The sequence below is a fragment of the Mesorhizobium sp. 43Arga genome (genome assembly GCF_053714255.1).
Genome location: NZ_JBSKBO010000001.1, coordinates 1,166,815 through 1,191,356 on the forward strand (window position 1 = coordinate 1,166,815; position 24,542 = coordinate 1,191,356).

Here is a 24,542-nt window from a genome sequence, read left to right on the forward strand (position 1 = left end):
CCGCCGCATGATGACAGCCATCTATCGCTGGTTCGAGAACTGGGTCTATCCGTTCAGGGAGCCGGCGAGTCTTCGGCCGCCATCGAGCGTCGGCGGTTTCCTCTGGCACTATGTCGGCCAGGCGAAGTTCGCCTTCTTCGCCATGCTGGTCATCGGCGGCATCGCGCCGCTGGTCGAGGCCGGGCTGTTCTACTTCGTCGGGCGGCTGGTCGACATCCTCGACCAGCTTCCCGGCGAGCGCAGCTGGCACGCGCTGTGGGCCGCCGCCGGCCCAGAACTGGTGTTCATGATCGCCGTCGTGCTGGTCATCCGCACCATCGTCGTCGGCCTGTCGGCGCTGGTCGACGAGCAGACGATAACGCCCGGCTTCTACAATCTGGTGCGCTGGCAGGCGCACCGGCATGTCTCGCGCCAGTCCTATGCCTTCTTCCAGAATGATTTCGCCGGCCGCATCGCGACGAAAGTCTGGCAGGCGGGGCAAGCCACCGGCGACCTGATGGAGAGCTTCATCGAGGTCATCTGGTTCATGGCCGTCTACACGGTGACGACGCTGGCGCTGGTCGCCGGACTGGATCTGCGGCTGGCGGTGCTGGTGGTGATCTGGATTTCCGCCTTCGGCTGGCTGGCAAAGCTCTATCTACCGGCGATCCGCAAGCATGCCGAGGCGACCGCCGAGGCCGGCTCGATGATCAATGGCCGCATCGTCGATTCCTATTCCAACGTGCAGACGCTGAAGCTGTTTGCAGCCGACGGCGACGACCGCTACATCAGAAACGGCTTCGACATCTATCTCGACGCGCTGCGCCCCTTCACCCGCCGGCTGACCGGCGTGCGCATGGCGCTGACGACACTGTCGGGCATCATGATCACGACGATCGGTTGCTTTGCCGTCTATCTCTGGGTCGAAGGCTCGATCACCGTCGGCGCGGTTGCCTTTACGCTGTCGCTGGTGCTGCGGCTCAACATGCTGCTCGGCCGCGTGATGATGCAGCTCAACGGCATATTGCGGAATCTCGGTGTGCTGGAGAATTCCAAGGCGCTGATCTCGCAGTCGCTCGGGCTTGTCGATGCGCCCGACGCCAGGGAGCTTGTCGTGGCCGGCGGTCGCATCGACGTGAAGGGGGTCGAGTTCCACTACGGCAAGGGGTTCGGCGTGCTGAACGGCATCGACCTTGTCGTCAAGCCCGGCGAAAAGGTCGGGCTGGTCGGGCCATCGGGTGCCGGCAAGACCACGCTCGCCAATCTGATCCTGCGGCTCTACGACCTGGAAGGCGGCTCCATCACCATCGATGGCCAGAACGTTGCCAAGGTCACGCAGAATTCGCTGCGCGCCAATATCGGCGTCGTCAGCCAGGATACGGCATTGTTCCACCGTTCGCTGCGCGACAACATCAAGCTCGGCATGCCCGCCGCGACCGACGCCGAGGTGATCGCCGCGGCGAAGAAGGCAGAGGCGCATGACTTCATCCTCGGCCTGCGCGACAATCGGGACCGGGCCGGCTACGAAGCCTTCGTCGGCGAGCGCGGCGTGAAACTGTCAGGCGGCCAGCGCCAGCGCGTGGCGATCGCCCGTGTCTTCCTCAAGGACGCGCCGATCCTGATCCTCGACGAGGCGACGTCGGCGCTCGATTCCGACATCGAGGCGGCGATCCAGGAGAATCTAGCCCGGCTGATGGAGAACAAGACGGTCATCGCCATCGCCCACCGGCTGTCGACGATCGCCGCGCTCGACCGCCTGGTGGTGCTGGACGGCGGGCGCATCGTAGAGCAAGGCACGCATGACGAGCTGGTGGCGCTCGACGGGCTTTATGCGCGGCTGTGGAAGCGACAGTCCGGCGGCTTCCTCTATCACGAGGACAGCGTGCTCGAAGAGACGCGGCCGGCGGAGTAGGCGCATGGGTGGGACACCAGAGGTTGGTTACGTGCTCAAGCGGCTCCGGCCGACCACGCCGGCCTTCGACAGGCTGAAGGATGAGAGCCGGCTCGAAGGCTACTGGATGCTGGTGCGCCTGGCGGATGGCTGGGCAAGCGGCCGCAACAAGTTCCTGAAACGGGGCGAGGCGTTGTTCGGGGCATGGCATGGCGCCGAACTCGCCGGCGTGTGCGGGCTGAACATCGATCCTTATGCCGGGGGCAGGGACCAGGGCCGGGTCCGGCACCTGTTCGTCAGCGCGCCTCACCGCCGCGCCGGCCTCGGCCGCATGCTGGTCGAGACCGTCATCGATCGGGCACGCCGCTATTTCACCGTGTTGAACACCCGCGCGCCGCAGGACGCCTTCGGCTTTTACGAACGGCTTGGCTTTCAGCGCGTGGAAGGCGAAGAATTCGTCACCCACCGCATGCTGTTCGGGAAGGGGAGCTGAAATGTCCTTGCGTCCGCCAACTCATCTTGCCGGTTCTTCGGCTGCTGAAGCGGCCTTCGACGCGCTTAGCCACGAGATCCTGGCCGAGAAGGCGGCGGCACTCGGCCGTGCCGGCCAAAAGGTCGAGGAAACGCTGGCCAGGTTGCGCGACAATGCCGATGAGGAGTTGCGTCCCAAGCTTCTCAAGGAGGCCGCCGAGGCGGTGCACGGCTATTTCATCCAGCGCGAGCTGTGCGGTCTGCGCAAGCATGATGGCGTCATCCGCGAATACGACATCCCCAGGGCTGTGCTGGTCAGGCTCGGCGCCCGGTAGGCTCGGCGCTTGCGGCACTGATTTCCCTATGGAATCGCGCCAGGCGGTTGGCGAGCGCTTCGGGATTCTCGTCGGCGATGAAGTGCCCGCTGTCCGCGATGATGTCGCCCACGACATTTGAAAGCCCGGCCGCCCGCAGGCCATCGACATAGTCGCCGATCTCGCCGGGCTCGGCCGCGCCCCTCAGATACAGCACCGGAACCGCGATCGGCTTCGCGGGCCGCGCGGTATTGGCCTTGGCATCCTCGGGGAAGGCGCGATACCAGCCGAAACCGGCCTGGAGGCTTTCGGGCCGGGAATAGGCCCTTGCGTAGATTTCCCTGGCATCGTCAGGGATCGAGCCTCCGTCCTTCGAAAGCACATTGAAGAAGAAGTCGAAATAGGCGCTCTGATGGCCGCTCACCAGCGTTTCCGGCAAGGCCGGAACGGCATGGAATGCAAAGTGCCAGATCCGCGGATTGCGAATGACCTTCTCCCACGGCGCTACGCCTGGAATGACGACATCCATGATCACCGCGCCGGCGAGAATGTCCGGATGGTCGCGCAACAGGGCAAATACGATCTGGCCGCCGACATCATGGCCGGCGACCACGAGGTGGCGCAGTCCGCAAGCCTCGGCGACGCCTCTCATCAGCCTTGCCAGGGTCCGCTTGTCGCCGGCCCGGGGCATGCCTTGCGAGCCGCCGATGCAGGGCAGGTCGGGGGCGACGACCCGGTAGTCGGCTGCCAGCCGGCCGATCACCCTTTCGAACGCGTAGGAGCTTTGCGGCCATCCATGCAACAGGAGGAATGCCGGCGCTTCGGCCGGACCCGCCTCGCGGATGGCAATGCTCAGCCCTTCGATTTTGATGGTCGAGACTTGCATGTCCTGATCCTGCCGACAGCCTATGCCATAGATCTAGGCGGCAATCGGCAAATCGACAGGGCCTTGAACCATCACTCGAGCCACTTTGTGATGAACGTGCCGTTCTCGTGGATGTCGGTCGTTTCCAGCGGGCCGGGACCGAGATTGGTGAATTTGTGCGGCGTATGCGGTGGCACGATGACAATCTGGCCGGCGGAAGCCTCGATTTCCTTGTCGCCCAAGGTAAACAGGCCGGTGCCCTGGCGGATGATGAAGATCTCCGCATAGGGGTGGGAGTGCAGCCGCGGGCCGCCGCCGACATCGGGCAGGTAGTTGAAGATCAGGCAGGAGTTGGAGCCGTAGGCGCCGCCTTGCAGCTCGCCCTTCCAGTGGTCGGAGCGAACCGCCCATTCCTCGCGGTCTATGATGTGTGCCATGCGAAGGAGGATAGATCACACCGGCGCCCTGTGTCGAGGCAAGCTGGAGCCTTGGATTTACAGTTGTTTCCCGGTTGTTTAGCTGCCTTTTTCGGCCATTCGCCGTCCCGCCGGGCAATAGGGGATTTTGTCCCCGCGACAATCTGCCCTTGTGCCTTGACCCGTCTGGACAAAAACGGGCTTCACGCATAAACCGAAGTCCAAATGCCGGAGGAATTCGCTAGCCTGTTCGCCATGCGCTGTCGGGTTGGCGTGATTGAGCGGGGAACAAGGCTCGGCCACCGGCGCGGAAGAGGCGAAAGGATCAGGCACCCGTGAGCGCAACCGACATCCACGATCCCAATCGTCGAGATTTTCTTTATGTCGCCACTGGCATGGCCGCCGTGGTCGGGGCTGGCGCCGTCGCCTGGCCGTTCATCGACCAGATGCGCCCCGATGCCTCGACGCTGGCGCTCGCCTCGGTGGAAGTCGATGTCGCCTCGCTGACGCCTGGCATGTCGCTGATCGTCAAGTGGCGCGGCAAGCCGGTCGTGGTGCGCAACCGCACCGAAAAGGAAATGAAGGACGGCGAGGCCGTCAACCTCTCCGATCTCAAGGATCCGATTGCCCGCAACGCCAATCTGCCGGCCGATGCGCCGGCGACCGACGCCAACCGCACCACGCCCGGCAAGGAAGCCTGGATGGTGATGGTTCAGGTCTGCACGCATCTGGGCTGCATCCCGCTCGGCCAGGAAGGCGATTTCGGCGGCTGGTTTTGCCCGTGCCATGGTTCGCAGTACGACACCGCCGGCCGCATCCGCAAAGGCCCGGCGCCCGAGAACATGGCTGTGCCGGTATTCAAATTCATTTCCGATACCAAGATCCTTATCGGTTGAGGCAGGGGATATTTCGATGAGCGAGGGACACTCGACCTATACGCCCAAGACCGGTATCGAACGCTGGTTCGACGCCCGCATGCCGCTGCCGCGGATGGTCTACGACAGCTTCATCGCCTATCCGGTGCCGCGCAACCTCAACTATGCGTGGACCTTCGGCGGCATCCTGGCGATCATGCTGGTGGCGCAGATCCTGACCGGCATCGTGCTCGCCATGCACTACACGGCTGACACCAATCTCGCCTTCGGCTCTGTCGAAAAGATCATGCGTGACGTCAATTCCGGCTGGCTGTTGCGCTACATGCATGCCAACGGCGCCTCGTTCTTCTTCATCGCTGTCTACATCCACATCTTCCGTGGCCTCTATTACGGCTCTTACAAGGCGCCTCGTGAGTTGCTGTGGATCCTGGGCTGCATCATCTATCTGCTGATGATGGCCACCGGCTTCATGGGCTATGTGCTGCCATGGGGGCAGATGAGCTTCTGGGGCGCCACCGTCATCACCGGCTTCTTCAGCGCCATTCCGCTGGTCGGCGACTGGATCCAGCAGCTGCTGCTCGGCGGCTTTGCCGTCGACAATCCGACGCTGAACCGCTTCTTCGCGCTGCACTACCTCTTGCCGTTCATGATTGCCGGCGTCGTCGTGCTGCACGTCTGGGCGCTGCATGTGGTGGGCCAGTCGAATCCGACCGGCATCGAGGTCAAGTCGAAGACCGACACCGTCGCCTTCACCCCCTACGCGACCATCAAGGACGCGTTCGGCATGATCGTGTTCCTGTTCTTCTTCGCCTATTTCGTCTTCTACCTGCCGAACTATCTCGGCCATCCGGACAACTACACGGTCGCCAACCCGCTGAAGACTCCGGCCCATATCGTTCCGGAATGGTACTTCCTGCCGTTCTACGCGATCCTGCGCGCCATCACTTTCAACATCGGGCCGATCAATTCCAAGCTCGGCGGCGTGCTGTGCATGTTCGGCGCCATCGTCATGCTGTTCCTGGTGCCGTGGCTCGACACCTCCAAGGTGCGCTCGGCGGTCTACCGGCCCTGGTACAAGCTGTTCTTCTGGCTGTTCGTGGCCAATGCCATCCTGCTGGGCTGGCTGGGCTCGCAGCCGGCGGAAGGCAGCTATGTGTTCATGGCGCAGATGGCGACGCTGTTCTACTTCGCCTTCTTCCTGGTCGCGTTGCCGGTGCTCGGCCTGATCGAGACGCCGCGCAGGCTGCCGAACTCGATCACCGAGGCGGTGCTCGAAAAGAACAAGGGCGGCAGCGGGCATCCGGCGGGCGCCACGGCCGCGCCAGAGACCAAGGGCTGAGCGGTAGAGAATCTGAGGGGATTTGGCATGAAAAAGATTCTCACCTCGCTGGCGCTGGTCGGCCTTGTCGCGGCCGGCACCGCAGCGTTCGCGGCCGAAGAGGCGCACAACGCGGCGGCACCCACGCATTTCCCGATCAACGAGCCGAAGGAAATGGACTGGAGCTTCACCGGCCCGTTCGGCACCTATGACAAGGCGCAGCTGCAGCGCGGCCTGAAGGTCTACAAGGAAGTCTGCTCGGCGTGCCATTCGATGAACCTGGTGGCGTTCCGCACGCTGTCGGACCTCGGCTACAACGATGCCCAGATCAAGACGCTTGCCGCCGAATACACCGTCCATGACGGCCCCAACGACGCCGGCGATATGTTCGACCGTCCCGGCAAACCGTCCGACCATTTCCCGGCGCCGTTCGCCAATGAGCAAGCCGCCGCTGCCTCGAACGGTGGCGCGGCCCCCCCGGACATGTCGCTGCTGGCCAAGGCGCGCGGCGTCGAGCGCGGCTTTCCGCAGTTCGTCTTCGATATCTTCACCCAGTATGACGCGGGCGGCCCCGACTACATCCATTCGCTGCTGACCGGCTACGACCAGACGCCGCCGGCCGGAATGGTCATCCCGGAAGGCACGCACTACAATCCGTACTTCATGTCCGGCGTGTCGCTGAAGATGCCCAAGCCGCTCTCCGACGGCCAGGTGGCCTATGATGACGGCTCGCCGCAGACTGTCGACCAGTATGCCCGCGACGTGGCTGCCTTCCTGACCTGGGCGGCCGAGCCGCACATGGAAGCCCGCAAGAAGATGGGCTTCCGCGTGCTGGTGTTCCTGCTGCTCTTCGGTGCGCTGGTCTACCTGACCAAGCGCAAGGTGTGGGAAGGCGTGGCCCACTAAAGCATGCCGATATTCAGGTGATGCCGGCCTGCAAATGCCGGCATCCTGCGCTTCCCCGTTCTACTGCGTCGCAGTAGAACTGAGCTCACGTACTTCAAGTACGCTCCGCTCCGGTTCTCGGAAGCCACCATTTTCGGCTCGGCCTGACCTGAATCTCGACATACCTAGGCTGCCAAGTTAATACAGTCACGAAAGGGCGCCGAAAGGCGCCTTTTTGCATTTCGGGCGACAGGCTGTGTCACATGGCCGTCACCACCAACAGCGATCCTGCGTCATTGCCACCAAAGGATCGCACCCATGAAGAAATATGCCTCGCTGACTGCCGGTCTGCTGTTGCTGGTCATCGGCTCGGCCGCCCAGGCCGAAGACGCAAAACCCTTCGTCACAAACAAAGATATCGACCTGACGATGATCCTGCCGCCGCCGCCGGCAAACGATTCGGCGCAGACCAAGGCCGAACTCGGCGAAGTGCTGACGCTGCAGGTGACGCGCACGCCCGAGATGGTGGCCAGTGCCGTTGCCGACGCCGAGGAGAATGTCTGGCGCTTCGCCAATGTGATGGGGCCGAATTTCAACAAGGAGAAGCTGCCGAAGTTCAGCGCCTTCTTCGATCGCGTGGTCGAGACCGAAGGCGCCGTCGTCGATCCGGCCAAGGATGTCTGGAAGCGCCCGCGTCCGCATCAGCTCAGCGATCTCGTCAAGCCGGTGGTCAAGCTGTCGAGCTCCGGCTCCTGGCCGTCCGGCCATGCCACGGTCGGCACCATGATGGGCATCATCCTGGCCGACATGGTTCCGGAGAAGCGCGCCGAGATCATGGCGCGCGCGGCCGAATACGCCCACAACCGTGAGGTTGGCGGCATCCACTATGCGTCTGATGTCGAGATGGGCAAGATTTCCGGCAGCGTCATCGCCGCGGTCCTGCTCAACCGGGACGACTTCAAGGCCGAATATGAAGTGGCCAGGGCCGAGCTTCGTTCCGGTCTCGGCATGTAAGTCCTAGAGCGTTTCTCCGTTTCATGGAAACGGCGAGCCGCTCTAGCTCCTTGTTTTGAGGCAATTCCCAAGGGAAAGCGCTGCGCGCTTTTCCCGGGAAACCGCTCACACCTTTCCTGGAATTGCTCTAAGCGACGTCGCGTCGAAGCGGATTCATGCGACGCGCCTTGAGTGCTTCCCTGTGTGCGTCAGATGTCAGTTTGTCTTCGTTCTCGCGCAGAGGGATCACCTATCCTCCTTGCCTTCTCGCGCCGATCCGAACAGCGCTACCACACGACATGCAGCTGTCAGGCGACCGATCAGATGCGGGCCGCCGAAAGCTGCGGCCGAAGCCGGTAACAGCTCATTGCGCCGACACTTGCACCGATATTGGAAAGGCAAAGTACAGATTGCAGGTAAGAAGCTCGATACCTTGTTTTCCTTCGCGAGCGAGAGGTTCGGGCGCTTCAACGGCAACAGTTGCGCTGCCTTTGCCCTTCGTCTGCAGTGCGACGAGAGCATCATAGACTACACGACGCTCGCGGATGGATGCCCGCTTCGGATTTTCAGGGTAATAAACGGGGATCGTCAAAATCAGATAGTCCATCCGACAGCGCGGCGCCGAAATCGCGATTGCCTTCCTGCGCAGAGCGATCTCGAACACGCCGGACCGTTCGTCGAATCCAGTGATCCATTGTCGACGCGTATGTAATTGTCCAAGCGCGTCGCCGACCACGAAATCTGCCGGGCGCAGCACGACCGTCCAACTGGCCCGCTCGGCAGCGGAGACGGCTGTCGGCGCCCAGCTCATGGGCGAGGTTGCCATGATGACGGACATTATTTTTCGCAGAAGATGGGTCATGTAGCGACCATGGTTCGACCGGAAGCGGCGCTTCAGGCGCCCCTTTTTACCCCTATGTGAGAGTTCGACAACTAGTCCTTGGCATGGCGCGGCGCTCAAACAGATGCGGATCGAGATCGGAGGGGTTATGAAGCTGATGGGCTGCGATTCGATCGGACAAGTGCCGCGTGCCAATCTCCGGTGCTGGCAGACGAACGGAAGGAGCGGATCATGGCGAACGGAATGGGTACGGACGAGGGCGTGATACGGGCCCTCATCGACCGGCAGTTTGCCAGCCTTAGCTGGGACGAGGGTATCACCCCAGGGTGGGATGGGTTCGCCGGCGATTTCCTCGATGGTGCCGGCTTGTATCCGGCGGCCCGCCCGGCAAGACGCATCGGTGTTGTGGACTTCGTCGAGCGGATGCGCGGCCTGTCACGCACGTCGCTGCGATCGCTCCAGGAGACCGTGCTCGGCACCGATATCCGCGTCTTCGGCAATATCGCGATCGCGGCGGTCGCGGCGGAGATGATCGAGAACGGTGACGAGACCAGCCGGTCCATGGAAATGCTGTTGCTGGTGAAGAGCGAAGGGCAGTGGAAGATTGTTGCGCAGGCATGGGACAGGGCGGACGAGGCCAATCCCCTGCCGGATGCGCTTGTCTCGGGCGCCGCATCGCGCTAGCCGTTGCAGGTCGCGTCGGATCATGGTTGGCCCGCCGCCGTTTCACATCCTGTCAGCCGAAGCTGGATCGCCGGAGAGCCGCCTCATGAAACCTTCGCTCGAAGACACGCTGTTGGCCTCGATCCGCACCATTCCGGATTATCCGAAGCCCGGCATCCTGTTTCGCGACATCACCACGCTGCTCGGCAATGCGCGCGCTTTTCGCCGCGCCATCGACGAACTGGTGCATCCCTATGCCGGCCAGAAGGTCGACAAGATCGCAGGCATCGAGGCGCGCGGCTTTATCCTGGGCGGCGCCGTCGCCCACCAGCTTTCGGCCGGTTTCGTGCCGATCCGCAAGAAGGGCAAGCTGCCCTATGAGACGGTGCGAGTCGCCTACAGCCTGGAATACGGGCTGGACGAGATGGAGATGCACAAGGACGGCGTTGCCCCGGGCGAAAAGGTGATCCTGGTCGACGACCTGATCGCCACCGGCGGCACCGCGGAAGCGGCGGTCAAGCTGCTGCGCCAGATCGGCGCCGATATTCTTGCCGCCTGCTTCGTCATCGACCTGCCGGATCTCGGCGGCCGCGCCAAGCTCGAGGCGCTTGGCGTGCCGGTGAGGACACTGATCGGGTTCGAGGGACACTAGGTTTCCCTTGCCCCGTTTACGGGGAGACGGACAGCGGAGCGAGCAACGCGAGCGCAGCAGGGTGAGGGTAAGCACGACCGTCGAGTTTAAGGCATCACCGCTGGCGGCGCCCCTCATCCGCCCTTCGGGCACCTTCTCCCCGTGGAACGGGGAGAAGGAAGAGCCGCGCTACTCCACCTTCACCAGCACCGCGCTTTCAAACTCCAGCACCTTGTCGCCGGTCGAATCGAACGCTTCCGCGCGCAGCGACAGCATTCGCCAGCCGGGGCGCGAGGCGATGGCGCGATGGGATAGCGCGGTGCGGCTGAAGGTGACGGTCTCGCCGGCATGGACCGGCTTCAGCCACTTCAGGTTCTTGAATCCGGGCGATGGGCCGAATTCAGGGACCGGGCCGGGGCCGTTCCAGCTGGCGCCCTCGGCATCCATGCTCGCTTCGAGGTTGAGCTTCATCCAGGTGGCGGCGGTGTGCCAGCCGGAGGCGCAGAGCCCGCCGAGCACGCTCTTCCTGGCGGCCTGTTCGTCGATATGGAAGATCTGCGGGTCGTATTTGCGGGCGAACGCCTTGATCGCCTCGGGCTCGAATGTGTGCGAGCCCAGCGTCACCGTGGTGCCGATGCGGAAGAATTCATCCAGGGTCATGCCTGATACCCCGCGGCATCACGCGTCAGGAACATGACGGAATTCTCAAGCTCGAAGACGCTTTCGCCGCGCTGGTTGACCAGCTCGCTGCGCATGGTGATGAAGCCCAGTTGCGGCTTCGATCGCGACAGGCGCTTGGCCAGGACAACCAAATTGCCTCTGAGCGTATCGCCGGCCAGGACCGGTTTCTTCCACTTGACATGATCGACGCCAGGCGCCCCCTGGCAGGTGGAGTCCAAGAGGAAGGCATCGCACAGCATGCGCATGAACATGGCGCAGGTGTGCCAGCCCGAGGCCGAGAGGCCGCCGAGGATGCTGGCCTTGCCGGCCTCCTCGTCGAGATGCATCGGCTGGGCATCGAATTCGCTGGCGAACTCGATGATCTCGGCCGCGCTTACCTGTTTCGTGCCGATGTCGAACGAGGCGCCCTCGACGAAATCCTCATAGGCCCATGTTTTTCCGGTCATGTCGGCAATCCGGTTAAATCCCAAGGATCGGGCAACCCGGATGCAGGCCGGCAGCGATTTGGTCAAGTCCTTTCTGGTGAGCCAGCCTGAGTGCGCGGTTGCCGGGGGCAGCGGTCAGAGCCAGCCGCGGCGGCGGAAATACCAGAAGGGCAGGATCGCCGACAGGATCATCAGGCCGATGGCGAAGGGATAGCCGAGCTGCCATTTCAGCTCGGGAATGACGGTGAAATTCATGCCGTAGATCGAGGCGACCAGCGTCGGCGGCAGGAAGATGACGGCGGCGACCGAGAAGATCTTGATGATGGCGTTTTGCTCGATCGAGATCATGCCGAGCGTGGCGTCGAGCAGGAAGGAGATCTTCTGCGACAGGAAGGTGGCGTGGTCGGCGAGCGACAGCACGTCGCGCGACAAGGTCTTGATGCGGGCGCGGACATCCTTGCTCATCTTGGTCTGGGTCGCGACATGGGCAAGGAAGCCGGCAAGGCGCTGCAGCGAGATCAGGCTGTCGCGGATCGAGGAGGCGATGTCTTCCTTGCGGCCGATGGCTTTCAGCAGTTCCTGGAAGTCGCGGTTGCGCTTCGACACCTTGGTGGAGCGCGCCTCGAAAATGTCGTGCGAAATCGCCTCGATGTCGCGGCCGGCGCGCTCGAGGATATCGGCGAGACGGTCGACGATCGCTTCCAGGAGGCCGATCAGGATGGTGTCGCCACTGGTGCAGCCGGTCGCCACCTTCTCGGCGCGCAGCGGGAAGGTCTTGAAGGCCTTCGGTTCATGATAGCGAATGGTGATCAGCCTGTTGCCGGCGAGCGCGAAGGTGACCGGCGACATCAGCGGATCGTCGACTTCGGTCTGGGCGGGCAAAGTGGCGGTCATGAAATAGGCGCCGTCCTCGATGTAGAGACGGCTGGAAATCTCGATCTCCTCCATCTCCTCGCGGGTCGGGATGGCGACGCCAAGCCAGCTTTCGATGGTAGCTTCTTCTTCCTTGGACGGACTGATCAGGTCGGCCCAGACGACCCGATCGCCATCCGCCAGCAGGTCGTCGACGACGCGCAGGCGATCATTGTCCACGACAAATGCCTTGATCATCGCCAGATCTCCCCTGCTGGAAAGGGTTTCGTTCGATTGCTCCGGCATTGCCGGCGAAACATCGCCTGCAATAGCCGACTAGCCCGCGATATCACAAGGTCAAGACAGCGGGCGGTAGTGGTGACGCGGGAAAAGGCAGATGGGAATCACGTGTTGAACTTGAACAGCATGATGTCGCCGTCCTGGACGACATATTCCTTGCCTTCGTCGCGCGCCTTGCCGGCTTCCTTGGCCGCCACTTCGCCGCCCAGCGTGACGAAGTCGTTATAGGCGATGGTCTGGGCGCGGATGAAGCCGCGTTCGAAGTCGGTGTGGATGACGCCGGCCGCCTGCGGGGCCTTGTCGCCCTTGTGGATGGTCCAGGCGCGCGTCTCCTTCGGCCCGACGGTGAAATAGGTGATGAGATGCAAAAGCTCATAACCGGCGCGGATGACCTTGTTGAGGCCCGGCTCGTCGAGGCCGAGCGAGGACAGGAATTCCATCTCTTCCTCGTCGGAGAGCTGCGCGACTTCGGCCTCGATCGCGGCCGAGATCACCACCGTGCCAGCGCCTTGCGCGGCGGCCATCTTTTCAACGGCCCTGGTGTGCTCGTTGCCTGTGGCGGCATCGGCCTCGGCGACATTGCAGACATAGAGCACGGGGTGCGAGGTCAGAAGGTTCAGGCCCTGCAGGATGCGCAAATCTTCCGCCGAAATACCCTTGAGCAATACACGGGTCGGCTTGCCGGCTTGCAGCAGCTCGAGCGCTGCCTCCATCATCGGCAGCACGGTCGTTGCTTCCTTGTCCTTGCTGCCGGCGCGCTTGCGGATCTGGACGATGCGGCGCTCCAGGCTGTCGAGGTCGGCGAGCATCAACTCGGTCTCGACCGTCTCGGCGTCGGCGACGGGGTCGATGCGGCCCTCGACATGGGTGATGTCGTCATCCTCGAAGCAGCGCAGCACATGCACGATGGCGTCGACCTCGCGGATGTTGGCGAGGAACTGGTTGCCCAGCCCTTCGCCCTTCGAGGCGCCGCGCACCAGGCCGGCAATGTCGACGAAGGAGATGCGGGTCGGGATGATCTCCTTGGACTTGCCGATGGCCGCGATCTTCTGCAGGCGCGGGTCGGGCACCGCCACCTCGCCGGTGTTCGGTTCGATGGTGCAGAACGGATAGTTGGCGGCCTGCGCCGCGGCCGTCCTGGTCAGCGCGTTGAAGAGCGTCGACTTGCCGACGTTGGGCAAGCCAACGATGCCGCATTTGAAACCCATTTTGTCCGGTCCTATCGGGAAAAGCGAAATTTGATGAGGGCTATGGGCGATAGGGGTGATCAACGTCAAGCCCTGTAAGGCCGCATGCGTGCCCGCTCAGTCCTTGTTGCCGAAGAGTTTCTTCAGCATGGCGGCCATCGGGCCGGATTCCGGCAATTTGGCGGGCGCCTGCTGCGGGCGTGCCTGGCGGATGTGGCTCTGTTGCTTGGGGGCTTGCTTCGACGCAGGCTTTTCCGACTCGGGCGCGGCCTTGCCCTGGACGGCGAGGGCGGCCTTGTTCATGAAGCCGGATTCGTCGCCCTTGACGATCATGGCGGCATTGTCGGCGATCGCATCGAGCAAGGGATCGAGCCATTCGCGATCGGCCTTGGCGAAGTCGCCGAGCACATGATGCTGGACCATTTCCTTGACGCCGGGATGGCCGACGCCGATGCGCACCCGGCGATAGGCGTTGCCGAGATGGCCGTCGATCGAGCGGATGCCGTTGTGGCCGCCGGCGCCGCCGCCGGTCTTGATGCGCAGCTTGCCTTCGGCGAGGTCGATCTCGTCATAGAAGACGGTGAGCGCGGAAAGCTCGAGCTTGTAAAAGCGCAGCGCTTCGCCGACCGACTGGCCGGACAGGTTCATGAAGGTCTGCGGCTTGATCAGGATGATCTTTTCGCCGGCAATCGTACCCTCGGCGATCAGGCCTTGGAATTTCTTCGACCAGGGCGAAAAGGAATGGCGGCGGGCGATAGCGTCCGCCGCCATGAACCCGACATTGTGCCGGTTGTTGGCGTATTTCGCGCCCGGATTGCCGAGGCCTGCAAAAACAAGCATCGTCTGCTCCGGGCGGAAAGAGTTACTTCTCTTCGGCGGCAGGAGCCGCTTCAGGTGCAGCCACTTCGACCGTCTCTTCCGCCTCCGGCTTCATCGCCGACGAACCGGCAATGGTCGCGATGGTGAAGTCGCGGTCGGAGATGACCGGCTTGACGCCGGCCGGCAGCTTGACCGCCGAGATGTGGATCGAGTCGCCGATGTTGGTACCGGTGAGATCGATGGTGATGAATTCCGGGATCGCATTGGCCGGGCAGTGGAACTCGACTTCGTGACGCACAATGTTGAGCACGCCGCCGCGCTTGATGCCGGGCGACTTGTCCTCATTGATGAAGTGGACAGGCACGTCGACATTGACTTCGGTGTCCTTGCCGATGCGCAGGAAGTCGACATGGACAGGGAAATCCTTGACCGGGTCGAGCTGAAAATCCTTCGGCAGGACCTGGATCTTCTTGCCGTCGACATCGATCGTGGCGATCGTGGTCAGGAACCCACCGCCATGGATCTTGTAGTAGATGTCCTTGTAGGTGAGAGCGATCGCCAGGGGAGGCTGCTTGTCACCATAGATTACTGCAGGCACTTTACCGTTGCGGCGAACTGCACGGGCGGACCCCTTACCGACCTGTTCGCGCGCTTCGGCCTTGAGCTCGTAAGTATCGTGGCTCATGGCTTTTCCTTTCGCGTGTTATGGAGCGTTTGCGGAGGACAAATGCCCAAGCCGTAAACGTCGAAAGCCGCCGGACCTCGATGTCCGAATGAGGGCACCCGCTTTGAGACGGAGCTTTGTTCGGGATCACAAGGGAAGGCAGCCTTCCGCCGCGTTGCCTCCAAGGGTGTCTACGCGGGTGGCGGCTCTATAGCGGAAGGTGGCGAGAGGCGCAAGCGGTTGGGCTGGGAGGCATGAAAGGCAGTTCCAGGGGAGGGCCACTCAACTGCGGCCGGTAGCGAGGATGGTTAAATCAGACGACCTTCGTCTGACGGTCCTCCGGGAATTGCCATGCCTGCGGTCGGCAACCGGCAATGGCAGTCATCATTGCCACGACATATGTTTAGACAACCAGCGGCGGAGCTTTTGGGTCAAGGTGCGCTTGGAACGCGCTCGGGAGCTGATCTGCACGCGCCAGTCCGGAATATCGATCTCGGCCTCCGGGCTCGCTGCCCGAGCCCTCTGCGCCAGCCATGTCACGTCGACAAGTGCGCATCCATTGGCCAGCAACCGGTTGGTGAGCATCCGCTCATTGAGAATAGCCCGGGCCTTGCTTTCGAAAAACGGCAGCGTTTCAGGCGTAAGATCGAACCTTGAATGCCAGACCACCTCCTTGCCGGCTCCGTCGCCGGTGAGCCAACGCAGCAAAAGCTGCTGATATCCTTGCGAGATCGGTGCGTCATCACTGAAGGGCTGTCGAGGGTTGCCGCTGAAAATGGGCGCATCCCTGCCGACGCTTACCAGGGATCCCAGGCTGCTGAGTTGCCGCGGGTTCATCAGGATGAACGAGCTGCGGAGCCAGGCCTGCGAATGGATTCCGAAAATCGAGAAGGCCTCGCGGTGAGAATCAATGCACCCCAGCGCGCCCTGCAAGCCAAGCAAGGACCGCAACGAGCCACTATCAATCAATTTGAGATAGTCAGATCCGGTTGCCGCGAAAGCCGAAGTGGCCAAGTTGATCAGATCATAGTGATGCAGTTTGGCGCCGGTATGCTTGATGCCGCAGTCCCACGCGGAGAACTCCCAATCTTCGTTCGACGCGCCGATCAGTTCGACCTCGCGGTCCAAATCGGGGCCATGACCGACTGGCAGCGAATTGTCGATCACGAGCATGCGATGCGCAACGTCCGGCATCTGGCGGGCGAACATAGCTCGCAAGTCCTGCCATGCGGTCGGATACTTCTCGGTCCCGTGACGCGCCAGAAGGGTCAAAACACGAAGCGGCTGGGTGTGCATGGCGAATCCAGACAAAGCGCAGAGAACGCAAGCAAGTCTTGAGGATTTCTCCCCTGCTGCAGGTCATGACGAAGTCATTTATCCGGGGGCTGCTGACACCCATTCATCTCATCTTCGCCGCAGCATTGCTCGCGCTATAGCCTATAGCAGGACCGAGAGCCTGTAGGTCAACTCCTCGCGACACCTCATGCTTGATTGCAGGTCCGTGCAACGAGCGCTGCAATCGGCTGGCCCGCTCCCGGTAAGCCAATCAACGTTGCCATGGAGTAAACTCAATTCGCTTTAGCGCTGCCCGCGAAAAGGCGGCGCGATTGATCGATGTTGACCTTAGAGCAATTCCAGGAAAAGTGTGAAACGGTTTTCCGTCCGGAATTGCGTTAAAACAAAGAGTTAGAGCGGTTTGCCGTTTCCGTGAAACGGTGAACTGCTCTAGCGCCGCGTCAGCGCAGTTCAAGCCGCGCCGGAGGTGGCTACCGATGGCCGTTCAACGCATCGCGCAGCGCCTGGACTTGCCGGTTCAGCGCATCGAGCTCAGCCAGCGTCATGCCCGAGCGCTCGATCAAGGTGTCGTTGAGGCAGTTGCACTGGACGAGCAGTGCACGCCCGGCCGATGTCAGGTCGACCTGGACCTGGCGCTCGTCGGCCTGGCTGCGCTGGCGGGTGACCAACCCAGCCTGTTCCATGCGCTTCACCAGCGGAGTGACGGTGCTCGATTCCAACGCGAGCCGATGGGCGATCCCACCGACCGACAGGCCGTCGGCCTCGCCCAGCGCGTTGAGCACGAGATATTGCGGATAGGTGATTCCCATCTCGTCCAGCATGGGCTTGTAAGTGCGGTTGATCGCCATGCTAGTGGCGTAGAGCGTGAAGCAGAGCTGATTGTCCAACGGGAGAGGCACGACGCGTTCCTTTGCCGATTAATCATGAAATATGTACCACGAAATATGATATCGCGATACATATTTTTTGTGGACAAGGCTTCCGCGCTGCGCTAGCGATATAGATATCGCGACATTGTTTATCGCGAAAAGCAATCAAAGGAGATTGAGATGGCTTCGCAGACAAAATCCGGTTCCGGCAGCGGCACGATCACCACCAAGGACGGCACGCAGATTTTCTACAAGGACTGGGGAACCGGTCAGCCCATCGTCTTCCATCATGGCTGGCCGTTGAGCAGCGACGACTGGGACGCGCAGATGCTGTTCTTCCTGGCACAAGGCTACCGCGTGATCGCCCATGATCGGCGCGGCCATGGCCGCTCGACGCAGACGGATATCGGCAACGAGATGGACACCTACGCCGCCGATGTCGCTGAACTCGCCGCGCATCTCGACCTCAAGAACGCTATCCATGTCGGTCATTCGACCGGCGGCGGCGAGGTGGCGCGCTATGTCGCGAAGTACGGCTCGGGCGGCCGCGTCGCCAAGGCGGTGCTGATCGGCGCGGTACCCCCAATCATGCTCAAGACGGCTGCCAATCCCGGCGGCCTGCCGATCGAGGTCTTCGATGGTTTCCGCGCTGCCCAGGCAGCCAACCGCGCCCAGTTCTTCCGCGACGTTCCTGCCGGTCCGTTCTATGGCTTCAACCGTCCGGGCGCCCAGGTTTCGCAGGGCGTGGTCGACAATTGGTGGCGCCAGGGCATGATGGGCGGCACCAAGGCGCATTACGATTGCATCAAGGCCTTCTCGGAAACCGACTTCACCGAGGATCTGAAGGCGATCGACGTGCCGGTGCTGGTCATGCATGGCGACGACGACCAGATCGTTCCCATCGCCGACTCGGCGCTGCTGACGATCAAGCTGCTCAAGAAGGGCGAGCTCAAGATCTACAAGGGTTTCCCGCACGGCATGGCGACAACCCACGCCGATGTCATCAACGCCGACCTGCTGGCGTTCTTCAAGGCTTGAGTTCTCTAGGAACAAAGAGGCACCCGCCAAATGGCGGGTGCCTCTGCGTATCCATTCAGGGTCAGCCGAAGCTAGGCTGTTGCCTGCGCCTTCCTGGCTTCCCTCATGTTGGGCAGAAACACCGTCAGCAGGCCCAGGAACGGCAGATACGAGCAGATCTGGAAGACGAAATCGATGCCCTTCATGTCGGCGACGACGCCGAGCACGGCTGCCGCGATGCCGCCCATGCCGAAGGCGAAGCCGAAGAAGATGCCGGCGATCATCCCGACGCGGCCCGGTACCAGTTCCTGCGCGAAGACGACGATGTTGGAGAAGGCCGACGACAGGATGAGGCCGATCAGGACGGTCAGCACCATCGTCCATTCCAGATTGGCGTAGGGCAGCGCCAGCGTGAAGGGCAGCACGCCGACAATCGAGAACCAGATCATCGCCTTCTGTCCGTAGCGGTCGCCGAACGGGCCGCCGAGCAGGATGCCCAGCGCTGAGGCGCCGAGGAACAGGAACAGCATCACCTGGCTCATCTGCACCGACACCCCGAACTTGTGGATGGAGTAGAAGGTGTAGTAGCTGGCGAGGCTGGCGATATAGGCGTTCTTGCTCAGCACCAGCAGCGTCAGCACGATCAATGCCCACATCACCTTGCGGCGCGGGAAGGGCGAGACGACGCTTGCCGCCTTGCGGGTGCCCTGCGCAGCGCGCAGGCGGCTGTACCAGCCGCCGACCTGCCACAAAACGACAATGCCGATCAGCGAGCCGACGGCGAACCAGGCGATGCTGGTCTGGCCGAACGGCACGACGATGAAGGCGGCCAGCAGCGGCCCCATTGACTGGCCGAAATTGCCGCCGACCTGGAACAGCGACTGCGCCAGGCCAAACCGCCCGCCGGAAGCAAAGCGCGCGATGCGCGAGGATTCGGGATGGAAGATCGCCGAGCCGATGCCGATCAGCGAGGCGCCGATCAGCAGCAGATAGTAGTGCCCGGCATAGGCCAGCACGACCAGGCCGATCAGCGACGAGGCCATGCCGTAGGGCAGGGAATAGGGCATAGGCCGCTTGTCGGTGATCATGCCGATCACCGGCTGCAGCAAGGACGCCGTCACCTGGAAGGTGAAGGTCAAAAGGCCGATCTGCCAGAAATCGAGGCCGTAATTCTGTTTCAGAAGCGGATAAATGGCCGATAGCAGCGACTGCATGATGTCGTTGATGCAATGGCAGAAGCTCACCGCCAGGATGACGGTGAAGGCCGTCGCCTGGGCTGAGGCGTGACTGGCGGTCGCTGGTGACGCGACGCTGGCGGCTGTCGTATCGGTCAAGGCAGGCTCCGTGGTCTTTTTGGCGGGCACGCCCGCAGGGAATCTGGCGGACGCTCCTGCGGCCGCCTTAGGGACGTTGCCTTATAAGCCGCTTGCCGCGCGACTTCTTTCGTGGTTTGGTCCAATAGTTTCGCAAGTGGGCCATACAAGATGCCGCATGGCAGGGAAATCTTCCGCCCCGGCAATGCCGATCTCGGCCAGTTGCACAGGAGCCGCTGGCAATGGCTGGAGGAGGTCGCCGGGCCGGCGGTGGCGTTGCCGACCGAATATCCCGACGGCTACCACGTGCCGCAACACCGCCACAGGCGCAGCCAGTTGCTACACGCGCTGGTCGGCGTCGTGCTGGTGACGACGCGGCATGGGCGCTGGATGGTGCCGCCAGATCATGCGATGTGGATTCCGGCCGGCATCGAGCATTCCGTCGAGATGCTGGGCGATGTCTCGATGCGCTCGGTCTATGTCATGCCGGGTGCGATCCCGGGGCTGCCGGAAGGCTTGCGCGTCGTCGGCGTCACCGACCTGATGCACAGCCTGATCGTGGAATCGGAGAAACTGCCGCAAGGCGGCGAGCTGGAGGGGCGCGGCGGGTTGATCATGAAGCTGCTGCTGCATGAGATCCCGACCTTGCCTGAACGGCCGCTCGGCCTGCCATTCCCGTCGGATCCCAGGCTGGCGGCGCTGTGCCGCCGCTTTGTTGCGGCACCTTCGCCGCATGCGACGATCGATGAATGGGCCGACGCCGCCGGCATGAGCCGGCGCTCCTTCACGCGCGCCTTCCAGCGCCAGACCGGCCTGTCGCTGTCGACATGGCGCCAGCAGGCCTGCCTGTTCGCGGCACTGCCGCGGCTCGCCGATGGCGAGCCGATCACCAGGGTGGCGCTTGATCTGGGCTATGACAGCGTGCCGGCCTTCATCACCATGTTCAAGCGCATGCTGGGCTCGTCGCCGCGCGGCTATATGCGCGGCGCGCGAGACAATGGCGAAGGCATAAGGCGAGCCCCGCCACGCCTCGAGGCCCCGGCGCCACAGTAAGCAGCGCCAGAGTGCGTTGATGCCTAGTCCATCTGAACGCCGCTCGCCTTGACAATAGGCTCCCATTTGGCGAGTTCAGCCTTCACATGCGTTGCCAGCTGGGGCTCCACCGGCCGACGTTTCGTCGATCGGGTTGGGTTAGTCGAACAGGCTCGACACCGATTCCTCGGTTGCCGTGCGCGAGATCGCTTCGCCCATCAGGTCGGCGATCGAGATGACGCGAATGTTGGGGGCGTCGAGCACGCCTTGCGTCGGCTGGATGGAATCGGTGATCACCAGTTCCTGCAGCTTCGAGCCGCTGATGCGCGCGACTGCGCCGCCTGAGAGCACGCCATGGGTGATATAGGCGGTAACGCTGGTGGCGCCATTGGCCAAGAGCGCATCGGCGGCATTGCACAGCGTACCGCCGGAATCGACGATGTCGTCGATCAGCAGGCAATCCTTGCCGGCGACCGCGCCGATGATGTTCATGACTTCCGATTCGCCCGGGCGCTCACGGCGCTTGTCGACGATGGCGAGCTGCGCATCGAAGCGCTTGGCCAGCGCACGCGCCCGCACCACGCCGCCAATGTCGGGCGACACCACCACGACATTGCCGAGCTGCTTGTATTTAGCCTTCACGTCGCGGGCCATCACGGGCACCGAGAACAGATTGTCGGTCGGGATGTCGAAGAAGCCCTGGATCTGGCCGGCATGCAGGTCCAGCGTCAGAACGCGGTCGACGCCGGCGCGAGTGATCATGTTTGCGACCAGCTTGGCCGAGATCGGCGTGCGGCCCGACGCCCGGCGGTCCTGCCTGGCATAGCCGAAATAGGGAATCACCGCCGTGATGCGCTTGGCCGAGGAGCGCATGAAGGCGTCGATCATGATGAGCAGTTCCATCAAATGATCGTTGGTCGGGAACGAGGTCGACTGCAGGATGAAGACATCCTCGCCGCGCACGTTTTCCTGGATTTCGACGAAGATTTCCTGGTCGGCGAAGCGCCTGACACTGGCCTTGCCCAGCGGGATGTTGAGATAGCGGGCGACCGCCTCGGCCAGCACCCTGTTGGAATTGCCCGCGAAGAGTTTCATGCACCGTTCCTGGTGGGGGATGGGAAGGCCTGACAGACTCTCCCGTACCTTTTAATCGGGCTTTTAGCGGCCCGCGCTGGTATTGCAAGCGCCGAGATCGGGAATCCGCCGGCTAAGCTGAAGAAAGGTTGGTGCCATCGCCGAGAGGCAACACTCATGCTCGTCTGCTAGCCGGCCTTGCCGCCCAGGAATGCCGCGAACTGGTCGATGGTCTGGTCGGCGATCGACTGCATGGTGGCCGGCGAGACCCCCTTCCAGCTGTCGGCGCCCGTGCCGGCGCCGGAATTGACCGAAGGCGCCTTCATCTGGCCGTTGATGCGGTGCAGGCGGTTGCCTGAGGGGTCGTAGACGTCCCAGACATAGATGACGGTGGTGTCCTTGCCCTCCGAAATCGCCGAGAAATAACCCTTCAGCACATGGGTCGCGGTCTGGTCGGCGCTGCCGGCAAGCGTAATGCCACGCTGCCTGGCGCGCGTCTGCAGTTCCGCCGTCAGCGGGGTCGCGGCATCGACCGAAGCGCCGACGATCGGCGCGATCTGCAGCCGGGTCTTCGACAGGACGGCAGCACTTTGGGCTGAGGTGAGCGGCGTGGCGGTGGTTGCGGGCGCTCCCGCCGTGGTGGTCGCGGGCGCAGCTGTTGACGGGGCGGGAACCGTGGCCGCCGTGCTGCCCGGCGCTACCGGCCCCGAAGTCGCCGGCGGGGTGATGGCGGAAGGTTCGAGAACGTCCTTTGCGTTGGTGCAGGCAGCCAGAGCCAATGCCACAAGCAATGACACGGTCGTCACATGCGATCGTCTCATTTGCCTTCTAACTCCTTGGCGAAGAACGCCTCCCATTATGGATTCACTGTACGATCAAGTCGAGATCATGGCGGGAAAGCGGCTTCGGCTGGGATTCGGTGGTCAGGTAGGTGCGGCCAAGCGTCATTGCCGTCTCGGTCTCGGAATCCATGATGATCATGTGGGCGAACAGCGTCATATGCGGCGCGATCGGCTCGGGATTGCCCTGGTAGAACATCGGCATGTCCATCCAGGACGGCGTGAAGCGGGCGCCGACGGAATAGCCGCAGGCGTTCAGCCGGTGCTTGGTCAGGCCGTGCGCCTCCATGGTGCGGGCGTGGGCGTCGAAGACGTCGCCGAACGTATTGCCCGGCGTCATCGCCTTTTCCACCGCAAGAAGGGCCGCACGCGCGGCGTCGAACAGCTCCTGATGGCGCTTCGACACCTTGCCAGTCAGCACGGTGCGCATCATCGGCGCATGGTAGTGATGGAAGACACCGGCCCATTCGAGCGTCAGCTGGTCGTTCTTGGTGAGCTTGCGGCGGCCGGCCTTGTAGCGGCACAGCAGCGCATCGACACCCGAACCGATGATGAACTCGTTGGCCGGATAGTCGCCGCCGCCGGCGAAGATCGCGCCCTGCATGGCGGCCAGGATCAGCGCCTCGTCGCCGCCCTGCTTGATCAGCGGCAGCGCCGCGTCCAGCGCGTCGTCGGAGAGATTGGCTGCCTTCTCGGCCTTGGCGATCTCGGCCGGGCTCTTGAATAGGCGCAGCCGGCCGACAATGCCGGACGCATCGGCGATCTGGCCGAAGGTCTGCAACTGCTCGTCCAGCCGGCGGCCATTGTAGGCGGTCAGGCCATGGGTGTCGTATTCGACGCCGATGCGGGCGCCGAGCAGGTCGAGGTCGTTGAGCAGATTGCGCAGGTCGACCGCCGGGTTGGCGCCGTTGCGGTCGGTCCACTGCACGATGTTGTCGATGATCGAGGTCTGGCGCGCCTGGCGCAGGTCGGCTGAGCGGGTCAGAAGCACCATCGAGCCGTCGGCCTTCACCACCAGGCATTGGAAGAAGCAGAAGCCGAACGTATCGTAGCCGGTCAGCCAGTACATGCTTTCCTGTGCGAACAGCAGGATGGCGTCGAGCTTCTTCTCGGCCATCTCGATCATCAGCCGGTCGCGCCGCGCGTCAAATTCCGATCGTTCAAAATGCAGCGCCATTATTCACTCTCCAAAACGATGGCCGAAACCTGGCGGCCGTAATCGGGTTCCTTGCGGTGCGTGGTGCGCCGGTAGGAGTAAAACAGATCTTCCTCGGCATAGGTGCAGCGGCCGAGGCCCTCGGCGGTCACGCCGGCCCTGATGAGCCGGTCGACCGTGTAGCGGTTGAGGTCGAACATGGCATGGCCTGATGTGGCGGAGGGCGCGAAATAGCCGATGTTCTCCGCGTCGGCCTCGACGAAGCGGGCAACGAATTCCGGCCCGACTTCATAATTGGCAGGCCCGATCGAGGGGCCGAGCACGGCGACGATGTTTTCGCGCCGGGCGCCCAGGCTTTCCATGGCGGCAACGGTGTTTTCCAGCACGCCCGTGAAGGCGCCTTTCCAGCCGGCATGCGCCGCACCGATGATGCGCGCGCCGGAATCGGCAAATAGCACCGGGCCACAATCGGCGGTCGAGGCGCCGATGGCGATGCCCGGACGGTCGGTGACGATGGCATCGGCCTTGGGCCGTTCGCCGGCAAAGGGTTCCCTCACGACGATGACGTCGGGGGAATGGACCTGCCAGGCGGTCAGCAAATGGGTCGCCGGCACGCCCATCCAGGCGGCGACGCGGGCCCGGTTCTCGGCCACCAGCGCCTTGTCGTCATCCGACCCGGTGCCGATGTTGAGGCCCTGGTAGATGCCCGTCGAGACGCCGCCCGTGCGGGTGAAATAGCCATGGCGGATGCCTTGTGCCTGTGCCTTGTCCAGCAGCGGCGACCGAACGGGATCCGGTTTGGTCTGATTCAGCATGCGGGCGTTGTTGTCCGTGTGGGCGGTTTCGTCAAGAAAAAGTCCGGAAGCGAGGCGGCCG

General features: G+C 62.9%; 27 protein-coding genes. 11 read left to right on the plus strand and 16 right to left on the minus strand.

The genetic code is table 11. From position 1 onward, the window contains the following. The first annotated feature begins 7 nt into the window (after positions 1-7). Genes ACWGS8_RS05770 through ACWGS8_RS05780 form a run of 3 tightly spaced genes read left to right on the plus strand, consistent with a single transcriptional unit; the run spans position 8 to position 2,676 of the window. Positions 8-1,891 (plus strand): ABC transporter ATP-binding protein, encoded by a 1,884-nt coding sequence (locus ACWGS8_RS05770; RefSeq protein ID WP_454579998.1) that lies wholly within the window; start codon positions 8-10, stop codon positions 1,889-1,891. A gap of 4 nt (positions 1,892-1,895) precedes the next feature. Then, positions 1,896-2,363 carry a GNAT family N-acetyltransferase gene (locus ACWGS8_RS05775; protein ID WP_454579999.1) on the plus strand — a complete coding sequence of 156 codons (468 nt, stop codon included), beginning with the start codon at positions 1,896-1,898 and terminating at the stop codon, positions 2,361-2,363. A gap of 1 nt (position 2,364) precedes the next feature. After that, positions 2,365-2,676 (plus strand): DUF6665 family protein, encoded by a 312-nt coding sequence (locus ACWGS8_RS05780; RefSeq protein ID WP_454580000.1) that lies wholly within the window; start codon positions 2,365-2,367, stop codon positions 2,674-2,676. Here ACWGS8_RS05780 and ACWGS8_RS05785 read toward each other — a convergent pair. Then, on the minus strand, positions 2,657-3,541 hold the full coding sequence (locus tag ACWGS8_RS05785; RefSeq protein WP_454580001.1) for an alpha/beta fold hydrolase: 885 nt from the start codon (positions 3,539-3,541) through the stop codon (positions 2,657-2,659). The genes ACWGS8_RS05780 and ACWGS8_RS05785 overlap by 20 nt on opposite strands. Positions 3,542-3,612: 71 nt before the next feature. Further along, the gene (locus ACWGS8_RS05790) at positions 3,613-3,957 is read right to left on the minus strand and encodes a cupin domain-containing protein (RefSeq protein WP_454580002.1); all 345 of its coding nucleotides are present in this window, start codon (positions 3,955-3,957) and stop codon (positions 3,613-3,615) included. A gap of 314 nt (positions 3,958-4,271) precedes the next feature. Between ACWGS8_RS05790 and petA the strand changes: the two genes are divergently transcribed. From petA to ACWGS8_RS05810, 4 genes are all read left to right on the plus strand, one after another. Then, positions 4,272-4,832, plus strand: coding sequence for a ubiquinol-cytochrome c reductase iron-sulfur subunit (gene petA, locus ACWGS8_RS05795; protein WP_010911121.1), 561 nt, complete (start codon positions 4,272-4,274; stop codon positions 4,830-4,832). 16 nt (positions 4,833-4,848) lie between these two features. Then, a complete protein-coding gene (locus ACWGS8_RS05800) occupies positions 4,849-6,150 on the plus strand; it encodes a cytochrome b (protein WP_454580003.1) in 1,302 nt (433 codons plus the stop codon). Positions 6,151-6,177: 27 nt separating this feature from the next. Continuing rightward, a complete protein-coding gene (locus ACWGS8_RS05805; protein WP_454580004.1) occupies positions 6,178-7,035 on the plus strand; it encodes a cytochrome c1 in 858 nt (285 codons plus the stop codon). A 297-nt stretch (positions 7,036-7,332) separates the two neighbouring features. After that, positions 7,333-8,028, plus strand: coding sequence for an acid phosphatase (locus ACWGS8_RS05810; RefSeq protein WP_454580005.1), 696 nt, complete (start codon positions 7,333-7,335; stop codon positions 8,026-8,028). A gap of 343 nt (positions 8,029-8,371) precedes the next feature. Here the strand turns inward: ACWGS8_RS05810 and ACWGS8_RS05815 are convergent, their stop codons facing one another. Next, complete coding sequence (locus ACWGS8_RS05815) at positions 8,372-8,845, minus strand: hypothetical protein (protein WP_454580006.1); 474 nt, start codon at positions 8,843-8,845, stop codon at positions 8,372-8,374. A gap of 234 nt (positions 8,846-9,079) precedes the next feature. Here ACWGS8_RS05815 and ACWGS8_RS05820 point away from each other — a divergent pair, with 234 nt between their 5' ends. Both ACWGS8_RS05820 and ACWGS8_RS05825 read left to right on the plus strand, forming a co-directional pair. Beyond that, a complete protein-coding gene (locus tag ACWGS8_RS05820; protein WP_454580007.1) occupies positions 9,080-9,532 on the plus strand; it encodes a nuclear transport factor 2 family protein in 453 nt (150 codons plus the stop codon). A gap of 85 nt (positions 9,533-9,617) precedes the next feature. Continuing rightward, the gene (locus tag ACWGS8_RS05825; protein WP_258581899.1) at positions 9,618-10,163 is read left to right on the plus strand and encodes an adenine phosphoribosyltransferase; all 546 of its coding nucleotides are present in this window, start codon (positions 9,618-9,620) and stop codon (positions 10,161-10,163) included. A 168-nt stretch (positions 10,164-10,331) separates the two neighbouring features. On the opposite strand, the gene ACWGS8_RS05830 is transcribed toward ACWGS8_RS05825, so the two are convergent. The 8 genes from ACWGS8_RS05830 to ACWGS8_RS05865 form a co-directional block, all read right to left on the minus strand. After that, positions 10,332-10,802: a MaoC family dehydratase gene (locus ACWGS8_RS05830; protein ID WP_454580008.1), complete on the minus strand. Its 471-nt coding sequence runs from the start codon at positions 10,800-10,802 to the stop codon at positions 10,332-10,334. Beyond that, entirely contained in the window at positions 10,799-11,269 is a 471-nt protein-coding gene (locus ACWGS8_RS05835) for a MaoC family dehydratase (protein ID WP_454580009.1), read from the minus strand. Before ACWGS8_RS05835 ends, ACWGS8_RS05830 begins: the two co-directional genes overlap by 4 nt. Before the next feature lie 114 nt (positions 11,270-11,383). Further along, a complete protein-coding gene (gene corA / locus ACWGS8_RS05840) occupies positions 11,384-12,358 on the minus strand; it encodes a magnesium/cobalt transporter CorA (protein WP_454580010.1) in 975 nt (324 codons plus the stop codon). Between the two features lie 146 nt (positions 12,359-12,504). Continuing rightward, a complete protein-coding gene (ychF, locus tag ACWGS8_RS05845; protein WP_096449332.1) occupies positions 12,505-13,608 on the minus strand; it encodes a redox-regulated ATPase YchF in 1,104 nt (367 codons plus the stop codon). Between the two features lie 96 nt (positions 13,609-13,704). Beyond that, positions 13,705-14,427 (minus strand): aminoacyl-tRNA hydrolase, encoded by a 723-nt coding sequence (gene pth, locus ACWGS8_RS05850; protein WP_454580011.1) that lies wholly within the window; start codon positions 14,425-14,427, stop codon positions 13,705-13,707. A 22-nt stretch (positions 14,428-14,449) separates the two neighbouring features. Then, complete coding sequence (locus tag ACWGS8_RS05855; RefSeq protein ID WP_095201895.1) at positions 14,450-15,091, minus strand: 50S ribosomal protein L25/general stress protein Ctc; 642 nt, start codon at positions 15,089-15,091, stop codon at positions 14,450-14,452. 363 nt (positions 15,092-15,454) lie between these two features. Further along, a complete protein-coding gene (locus tag ACWGS8_RS05860) occupies positions 15,455-16,366 on the minus strand; it encodes a hypothetical protein (RefSeq protein ID WP_454580012.1) in 912 nt (303 codons plus the stop codon). A 470-nt stretch (positions 16,367-16,836) separates the two neighbouring features. Continuing rightward, positions 16,837-17,265: a MarR family winged helix-turn-helix transcriptional regulator gene (locus tag ACWGS8_RS05865; RefSeq protein ID WP_454580013.1), complete on the minus strand. Its 429-nt coding sequence runs from the start codon at positions 17,263-17,265 to the stop codon at positions 16,837-16,839. Between the two features lie 150 nt (positions 17,266-17,415). Here ACWGS8_RS05865 and ACWGS8_RS05870 point away from each other — a divergent pair, with 150 nt between their 5' ends. Continuing rightward, entirely contained in the window at positions 17,416-18,273 is an 858-nt protein-coding gene (locus ACWGS8_RS05870; protein WP_454580014.1) for an alpha/beta fold hydrolase, read from the plus strand. Between the two features lie 71 nt (positions 18,274-18,344). Here ACWGS8_RS05870 and ACWGS8_RS05875 read toward each other — a convergent pair whose 3' ends face one another. Further along, the gene (locus ACWGS8_RS05875; RefSeq protein ID WP_454580015.1) at positions 18,345-19,586 is read right to left on the minus strand and encodes an MFS transporter; all 1,242 of its coding nucleotides are present in this window, start codon (positions 19,584-19,586) and stop codon (positions 18,345-18,347) included. A 150-nt stretch (positions 19,587-19,736) separates the two neighbouring features. Between ACWGS8_RS05875 and ACWGS8_RS05880 the strand changes: the two genes are divergently transcribed. Continuing rightward, positions 19,737-20,618, plus strand: a complete 882-nt coding sequence (locus tag ACWGS8_RS05880; protein WP_454580016.1) for an AraC family transcriptional regulator — start codon at positions 19,737-19,739, stop codon at positions 20,616-20,618. 138 nt (positions 20,619-20,756) lie between these two features. Here the strand turns inward: ACWGS8_RS05880 and ACWGS8_RS05885 are convergent, their stop codons facing one another. The 4 genes from ACWGS8_RS05885 to pgeF form a co-directional block, all read right to left on the minus strand. Continuing rightward, positions 20,757-21,692 (minus strand): ribose-phosphate pyrophosphokinase, encoded by a 936-nt coding sequence (locus ACWGS8_RS05885; protein WP_019860650.1) that lies wholly within the window; start codon positions 21,690-21,692, stop codon positions 20,757-20,759. A 167-nt stretch (positions 21,693-21,859) separates the two neighbouring features. Next, positions 21,860-22,492 carry a hypothetical protein gene (locus tag ACWGS8_RS05890; protein ID WP_454580017.1) on the minus strand — a complete coding sequence of 211 codons (633 nt, stop codon included), beginning with the start codon at positions 22,490-22,492 and terminating at the stop codon, positions 21,860-21,862. 43 nt (positions 22,493-22,535) lie between these two features. After that, a complete protein-coding gene (locus ACWGS8_RS05895; RefSeq protein ID WP_454580018.1) occupies positions 22,536-23,687 on the minus strand; it encodes a M24 family metallopeptidase in 1,152 nt (383 codons plus the stop codon). Then, entirely contained in the window at positions 23,687-24,481 is a 795-nt protein-coding gene (gene pgeF, locus ACWGS8_RS05900; protein ID WP_454580019.1) for a peptidoglycan editing factor PgeF, read from the minus strand. Before pgeF ends, ACWGS8_RS05895 begins: the two co-directional genes overlap by 1 nt. Positions 24,482-24,542 lie beyond the last annotated feature (61 nt).

Excerpts from the sequence above, each read along its gene's own strand:
- pth (WP_454580011.1), bottom strand. The coding sequence starts at position 14,427 with ATGCTTGTTTTTGCAGGCCTCGGCAATCCGGGCGCGAAATACGCCAAC.
- ACWGS8_RS05880 (WP_454580016.1), top strand. The coding sequence starts at position 19,737 with ATGCCGCATGGCAGGGAAATCTTCCGCCCCGGCAATGCCGATCTCGGC.
- ACWGS8_RS05790 (WP_454580002.1), bottom strand. The coding sequence starts at position 3,957 with ATGGCACACATCATAGACCGCGAGGAATGGGCGGTTCGCTCCGACCAC.
- ACWGS8_RS05810 (WP_454580005.1), top strand. The coding sequence starts at position 7,333 with ATGAAGAAATATGCCTCGCTGACTGCCGGTCTGCTGTTGCTGGTCATC.
- ACWGS8_RS05775 (WP_454579999.1), top strand. The coding sequence starts at position 1,896 with ATGGGTGGGACACCAGAGGTTGGTTACGTGCTCAAGCGGCTCCGGCCG.
- ACWGS8_RS05785 (WP_454580001.1), bottom strand. The coding sequence starts at position 3,541 with ATGCAAGTCTCGACCATCAAAATCGAAGGGCTGAGCATTGCCATCCGC.
- ACWGS8_RS05835 (WP_454580009.1), bottom strand. The coding sequence starts at position 11,269 with ATGACCGGAAAAACATGGGCCTATGAGGATTTCGTCGAGGGCGCCTCG.
- ACWGS8_RS05890 (WP_454580017.1), bottom strand. The coding sequence starts at position 22,492 with ATGAGACGATCGCATGTGACGACCGTGTCATTGCTTGTGGCATTGGCT.
- ACWGS8_RS05820 (WP_454580007.1), top strand. The coding sequence starts at position 9,080 with ATGGCGAACGGAATGGGTACGGACGAGGGCGTGATACGGGCCCTCATC.
- ACWGS8_RS05860 (WP_454580012.1), bottom strand. The coding sequence starts at position 16,366 with ATGCACACCCAGCCGCTTCGTGTTTTGACCCTTCTGGCGCGTCACGGG.
- ACWGS8_RS05815 (WP_454580006.1), bottom strand. The coding sequence starts at position 8,845 with ATGTCCGTCATCATGGCAACCTCGCCCATGAGCTGGGCGCCGACAGCC.
- ACWGS8_RS05885 (WP_019860650.1), bottom strand. The coding sequence starts at position 21,692 with ATGAAACTCTTCGCGGGCAATTCCAACAGGGTGCTGGCCGAGGCGGTC.
- ACWGS8_RS05895 (WP_454580018.1), bottom strand. The coding sequence starts at position 23,687 with ATGGCGCTGCATTTTGAACGATCGGAATTTGACGCGCGGCGCGACCGG.
- ychF (WP_096449332.1), bottom strand. The coding sequence starts at position 13,608 with ATGGGTTTCAAATGCGGCATCGTTGGCTTGCCCAACGTCGGCAAGTCG.
- ACWGS8_RS05800 (WP_454580003.1), top strand. The coding sequence starts at position 4,849 with ATGAGCGAGGGACACTCGACCTATACGCCCAAGACCGGTATCGAACGC.
- ACWGS8_RS05805 (WP_454580004.1), top strand. The coding sequence starts at position 6,178 with ATGAAAAAGATTCTCACCTCGCTGGCGCTGGTCGGCCTTGTCGCGGCC.
- ACWGS8_RS05830 (WP_454580008.1), bottom strand. The coding sequence starts at position 10,802 with ATGACCCTGGATGAATTCTTCCGCATCGGCACCACGGTGACGCTGGGC.
- pgeF (WP_454580019.1), bottom strand. The coding sequence starts at position 24,481 with ATGCTGAATCAGACCAAACCGGATCCCGTTCGGTCGCCGCTGCTGGAC.
- ACWGS8_RS05825 (WP_258581899.1), top strand. The coding sequence starts at position 9,618 with ATGAAACCTTCGCTCGAAGACACGCTGTTGGCCTCGATCCGCACCATT.
- ACWGS8_RS05770 (WP_454579998.1), top strand. The coding sequence starts at position 8 with ATGATGACAGCCATCTATCGCTGGTTCGAGAACTGGGTCTATCCGTTC.
- ACWGS8_RS05855 (WP_095201895.1), bottom strand. The coding sequence starts at position 15,091 with ATGAGCCACGATACTTACGAGCTCAAGGCCGAAGCGCGCGAACAGGTC.
- corA (WP_454580010.1), bottom strand. The coding sequence starts at position 12,358 with ATGATCAAGGCATTTGTCGTGGACAATGATCGCCTGCGCGTCGTCGAC.
- ACWGS8_RS05870 (WP_454580014.1), top strand. The coding sequence starts at position 17,416 with ATGGCTTCGCAGACAAAATCCGGTTCCGGCAGCGGCACGATCACCACC.
- ACWGS8_RS05780 (WP_454580000.1), top strand. The coding sequence starts at position 2,365 with ATGTCCTTGCGTCCGCCAACTCATCTTGCCGGTTCTTCGGCTGCTGAA.